At 52.8% G+C, this 6,145-nt stretch carries 3 tRNA genes and 3 rRNA genes; all 6 read right to left on the bottom strand.

Annotated features, from left to right (window positions below):
• Window positions 1–327 precede the first annotated feature (327 nt).
• Window positions 328–404: transfer RNA gene (locus HCZ23_RS17930), tRNA-Met, on the bottom strand.
• A gap of 56 nt (window positions 405–460) precedes the next feature.
• Window positions 461–575 (bottom strand): 5S ribosomal RNA (gene rrf, locus HCZ23_RS17925).
• Between the two features lie 73 nt (window positions 576–648).
• A 23S ribosomal RNA gene (locus HCZ23_RS17920) occupies window positions 649–3,476 on the bottom strand.
• Between the two features lie 390 nt (window positions 3,477–3,866).
• Window positions 3,867–3,943 (bottom strand) — tRNA-Ile (locus tag HCZ23_RS17915).
• A 38-nt stretch (window positions 3,944–3,981) separates the two neighbouring features.
• A tRNA-Ala gene (locus HCZ23_RS17910) sits at window positions 3,982–4,057 on the bottom strand.
• 147 nt (window positions 4,058–4,204) lie between these two features.
• A 16S ribosomal RNA gene (locus tag HCZ23_RS17905) occupies window positions 4,205–5,669 on the bottom strand.
• The 16S, 23S and 5S rRNA genes sit together here with 3 tRNA genes alongside, the layout of an rRNA operon.
• Window positions 5,670–6,145 lie beyond the last annotated feature (476 nt).

The following is a 6,145-nucleotide window of genomic DNA, read 5'->3' as shown; positions in this document are numbered from 1 at the left end:
GCAGCGAAGGTCCGGAATCCACCCCTTGCTCCGAGTCACGGGCCCATCCTGCACTCTTTTGGCGATCACAGTTTCAGAGAATTAATTTTGGGGGGTCTGACGGTGCTGGTGGCACTGTCGATTGAACGGACGCGCGGTCATGTCGGGCGTCGGTTCACTTTGGGATAGCGTTGTGGTTTCTTCCACGAGGTTTTGGTGGTTCGCGTGTCCTAGCTTAGGAGCGTGGCGACCCAAAAGTAGCACCGCTGTAGCACCGGTTCGTGGGTCTAGAAACGCAAAAAGCGCCCCTTGGGGCGCTAAGAGATTGATATTATTGTTATTCGACCTTGGTTGCGGGAGTAGGATTTGAACCTACGACCTTCAGGTTATGAGCCTGACGAGCTACCGGGCTGCTCCATCCCGCGTCAGGGTCGAATATATGTGATGGATCGTTTAGAGAGATAATTTGGCTCTTTATTAGGTTTGGCGGTGACCTACTCTCCCACGTCTTAGGACGCAGTACCATTGGCGCAACCGTGCTTAACGGCCGAGTTCGGGATGGGATCGGGTGTTTCACTGGTGCTGTGACCACCAAACCGAATAAAGAGCCAAGTCAAGTAAGTGTTTGTGTATGCTTTTGATTTGGTAAAAGTTTTGCTTTTACTGGATCAAATCAAGCCTATCGGGCAATTAGTACTGGTCAACTGAATGCATTACTGCACTTACATCTCCAGCCTATCGACGAGGTGGTCTACCTCGGCCCTCAGGGATACCTTGTTTTGAGGGGGGCTTCCCGCTTAGATGCCTTCAGCGGTTATCCTTTCCGATCATAGCTACCCAGCACTGCTATTGGCATAACAACTGGTCCACCAGTGGATCGTTCACCCCGGTCCTCTCGTACTAGGGGCAACTCCTCTCAAGTATCCTACACCCACGGCAGATAGGGACCGAACTGTCTCACGACGTTCTAAACCCAGCTCACGTACCTCTTTAAACGGCGAACAGCCGTACCCTTGGGACCTGCTCCAGCCCCAGGATGAGATGAGCCGACATCGAGGTGCCAAACACTGCCGTCGATATGGACTCTTGGGCAGTATCAGCCTGTTATCCCCGGCGTACCTTTTATCCGTTGAGCGATGGCCCTTCCACTCGGGACCACCGGATCACTATGGCCGTCTTTCGACTCTGCTCGACTTGTCAGTCTTGCAGTCAGGCTGGCTTCTGCCATTGCACTCAACGAGCGATTTCCGACCGCTCTGAGCCAACCTTCGCGCGCCTCCGTTACTCTTTGGGAGGCGACCGCCCCAGTCAAACTACCCGCCACACAGGGTCCCGGATCCGGATAACGGACCGCGGTTAGACATCAAGCAGAACAAGGGTGGTATCTCAAGGATGGCTCCACAGGGACTAGCGTCCCTGCTTCAAAGCCTACCACCTATCCTGCACATGTTGTGCCTGATGCCAGTGTGAAGCTGTAGTAAAGGTGCACGGGGTCTTTCCGTCTAACCGCGGGAAGCCTGCATCTTGACAGGCAATTCAATTTCGCTGAGTCTATGTTGGAGACAGCGGGGAAGTCGTTACGCCATTCGTGCAGGTCGGAACTTACCCGACAAGGAATTTCGCTACCTTAGGACCGTTATAGTTACGGCCGCCGTTTACCTGGGCTTCAATTCAAGGCTTGCACCTCTCCTTTTAACCTTCAGGCACCGGGCAGGCGTCAGACCCTATACGTCGTCTTGCGACTTCGCAGAGCCCTGTGTTTTTAGTAAACAGTCGCCACCCCCTGGTTTGTGCCCCCAGCCAATACTTGCGTAGAAACTGGGCCTCCTTCTCGCGAACTTACGGAGGTATTTTGCCGAGTTCCTTCAACATAGTTCTCTCAAGCGCCTTGGTATTCTCTACCAGTCCACCTGTGTCGGTTTAGGGTACGATCTAACGAGAGGCTATTTCCAGGGACCGCTGAGCCGCCCATTCAATCCGATAAGGATGAACGACCTTTGCGATCCGTCACTTCTCTCTGGCCCAGGAATATTAACCTGGTTCCCATCGACTACGCCTTTCGGCCTCGCCTTAGGGGTCGGCTTACCCTGCTCAGATTAGCTTTAAGCAGGAACCCTTGGACTTTCGGCGACAGGGTCTCTCACCCTGTTTGTCGCTACTCATGTCATCATTCTCACTGGTGATCTCTCCACGGGATCGTTCACACGCCCGCTTCACAGAAAGCTTCGAGCCTCTAATGATCCCCGGAGGGATCGAAAGAGGCATGAAGCTATATCACACCACGCTCTGCTACCATGCCTTACGGCATCCTCGGCTTCGGCTCATGGCTTGAGCCCCGTTACATCTTCGCCGCAGGACAACTTATCTAGACCAGTGAGCTGTTACGCTATCTTTAAAGGATGGCTGCTTCTAAGCCAACCTCCTGGTTGTTTTGGTCGTCCCACCTGCTTTCCCACTTAGCCATGAATTAGGGGCCTTAGCCGGAGGTCAGGGTTGTTTCCCTCTCCACTACGGGCGTTAGCACCCGCAGTGTGTCTGCCATCTAGTACTCCCGGGTATTCGGAGTTTGGTTAGGATCAGTAAGCCTGTGGGGCCCCATTACCCATCCAGTGCTCTACCCCCCGGGGTATTCGGATGACGCTCTACCTAAATAGATTTCGCAGAGAACCAGCTATCTCCGAGTTTGATTGGCCTTTCACCCCTAGGCACAACTCATCCCGACCTTTTTCAACAGGTGTGGGTTCGGACCTCCAGTAAGTGTTACCTTACCTTCATCCTGGTCATGCCTAGATCACTCGGTTTCGGGTCTGATCCCACGAACTCATGCGCCCTATTAAGACTCGCTTTCGCTACGCCTACACCTAACGGCTTAAGCTTGCTCGTAAGACCAAGTCGATGACCCATTATACAAAAGGTACGCCGTCAGGACTCGAGGTCCCTCCGACTGCTTGTAGGCGTCCGGTTTCAGAAACTGTTTCACTCCCCTCGTCGGGGTGCTTTTCACCTTTCCCTCACGGTACTGGTTCGCTATCGGTCAGTAAGGAGTACTTAGCCTTCGGGGGTGGTCCCCCGATCTTCAGACAGAATTTCACGTGTTCCGCCCTACTTAATACGTCAATCAAAGCTTCCTATACGGGGCTATCACCCGCTATGGCCAGACTTTCCAATCTGTTCTAGTCACTTCTCATGCTCGGCTGGTTCCCGTTCGCTCGCCGCTACTAGGGAAGTCTCTATTGATGTCCTTTCCTCCGGGTACTTAGATGTTTCAGTTCCCCGGGTTTGCTCTTAAAACCCTATGTATTCAGGTTAAAAGTACCTGTTTCAGCAAGATATTGAGTGCCGAAGCAACAATATCAAACTGTCAGGTGGGTTCCCCCATTCGGAAATTCATGGATCAAAGCCTATTCTCAGCTCCCCATGACTTATCGCAGAGTATCACGTCCTTCATCGCCTCTTACTGCCAAGGCATCCACCAAACGCCCTTCTCGCGCTTGATTTGATCCAGAAAGAGCAAAACTCGGTCCGAAGACTTCGTTTGCGAGCCTACAAGCTGGTAAGATGTAGGCTGTGCTTCCTGAACCAAAAGCATACTTTCCCGCTTCCGATCTTGTATGGGATCGAAAACGCGCTGCAATTCCGTAGAATTGCAACTTGGTTAGTTTACTTGACTTGGGCAACATCATCTTTTCACGCCGCGATACAGTCAAAACCCCGAGGAAAGGGGGTTGAGATTGCCTTCCGCCCCAAATTCATGAGGAGGAAGCGACGGAGGTTTAACCCACACTTGGGCAACCAACGATGTTGCAATTTTATCTCTCTATACGATGTCAATGCGTCCGATTGGACGAGAAAGAACTCGAAAGCTCTTTCTGATCTAATCGATTGGATGGTGGGTCGAGGAGGACTTGAACCTCCGACCTCACGCTTATCAGGCGTGCGCTCTAACCACCTGAGCTACCGACCCATCCGGATCGGCAACGCTACCGGTGGCCGATCATAACCTGGTGGAGCCTATCGGGATCGAACCGATGACCCTCTGCTTGCAAAGCAGATGCTCTCCCAGCTGAGCTAAGGCCCCAGAAGCAACCGCGAAGGCTGCTTGGAATTCCGAAGAGATATGAGGACGGCCTGGCCGAGTTTGACCAACTATTGTTGATCTATGCTACTAAGTAGCTGCTAAGTGATCCACGAGATTGGCAAGCCAATCTGCTAGGATCATCCTTAGAAAGGAGGTGATCCAGCCGCAGGTTCCCCTACGGCTACCTTGTTACGACTTCACCCCAGTCGCTGAGCCTACCGTGGTCCGCTGCCTCCAAAAGGTTGGCGCACGGCCGTCGGGTAGACCCAACTCCCATGGTGTGACGGGCGGTGTGTACAAGGCCCGGGAACGTATTCACCGCGTCATGCTGTTACGCGATTACTAGCGATTCCGACTTCATGGGGCCGAGTTGCAGACCCCAATCCGAACTGAGACAACTTTTGGGGATTAACCCACTGTAGTTGCCATTGTAGCACGTGTGTAGCCCAACCCGTAAGGGCCATGAGGACTTGACGTCATCCACACCTTCCTCCCGCTTATCACGGGCAGTTTCCCTAGAGTCCCCGGCCAAACCGCTGGTAACTAAGGATGTGGGTTGCGCTCGTTGCCGGACTTAACCGAACATCTCACGACACGAGCTGACGACAGCCATGCAGCACCTGTCACTGATCCAGCCGAACTGAAGGAAAGTATCTCTACGATCCGCGATCAGGATGTCAAGGGTTGGTAAGGTTCTGCGCGTTGCTTCGAATTAAACCACATGCTCCACCGCTTGTGCGGGCCCCCGTCAATTCCTTTGAGTTTTAATCTTGCGACCGTACTCCCCAGGCGGAATGCTTAATCCGTTAGGTGTGTCACCGACAAGTATACTTGCCGACGACTGGCATTCATCGTTTACGGTGTGGACTACCAGGGTATCTAATCCTGTTTGCTCCCCACACTTTCGCACCTCAGCGTCAGTATCGAGCCAGTAAGCCGCCTTCGCCACTGGTGTTCCTCCGAATATCTACGAATTTCACCTCTACACTCGGAATTCCACTTACCTCTCTCGAACTCAAGACTAGCAGTATCAAAGGCAGTTCCAGGGTTGAGCCCTGGGATTTCACCTCTGACTGACTAATCCGCCTACGTGCGCTTTACGCCCAGTAATTCCGAACAACGCTAACCCCCTCCGTATTACCGCGGCTGCTGGCACGGAGTTAGCCGGGGTTTCTTTACCTGCTACTGTCATTATCATCACAGGCGAAAGAGCTTTACGACCCTAAGGCCTTCATCACTCACGCGGCATCGCTAGATCAGGGTTGCCCCCATTGTCTAAGATTCCCCACTGCTGCCTCCCGTAGGAGTCTGGGCCGTGTCTCAGTCCCAGTGTTGCTGATCATCCTCTCAAACCAGCTATAGATCGTAGTCTTGGTAGGCCATTACCCCACCAACTAACTAATCTAACGCGGGCCGATCCCTCACCGAAATTCTTTCCCCCGAAGGGCGTATACGGTATTAAACCCAGTTTCCCGGGACTATTCCGTAGTGAAGGGTACGTTCCCACGCGTTACTAACCCGTCCGCCACTAGATCCGAAGATCTCGTTCGACTTGCATGTGTTAGGCGTGCCGCCAGCGTTCGTTCTGAGCCAGGATCAAACTCTCAAGTTGAAATGATGTTACCATCATAACCTTGACGTCGAACCTCTGCACATCACACATCGTCCAATAAGGACAATATGCACACCAATCTCGAAAGACTGGTGTTAACTGTTTGTTGTGCTTCGTTTCCAAAGAAACAAAAGCCGTCCAAACAGTGAAGCTGACACTCTATCATCAGGACCGAAATCCCTAAGAGCGCGATATACAGACGTTCTTGTCGTTAAGACCAAACCGCCCACATATCTCTTCGTTCATCTATCAATTTCAAAGAGCCAGAGACAAAAACCAGACCAGTGCGCCCTAAACTTAACGGCGCGCCCGCCCAGATCTGCCTCAAAATGTTTGCCTCGCTTCCCCTCTTGAACCCCTCGTTGGCGTCCCGTCCGTTCCGTCTGGCGTCCCGTGCTGCGCTGTCTGCGCCGCCGGTGAAGGGGGTTCTAAGGCGAGTGGCTCAAACCCGCAAGCGCTTTTTGAAAGAAAAATGA

It is taken from the genome of Celeribacter sp. HF31 (assembly GCF_011806455.1).
Classification (GTDB): domain Bacteria; phylum Pseudomonadota; class Alphaproteobacteria; order Rhodobacterales; family Rhodobacteraceae; genus Celeribacter.
This window is presented reverse-complemented; position numbering and strand designations above follow the sequence as displayed.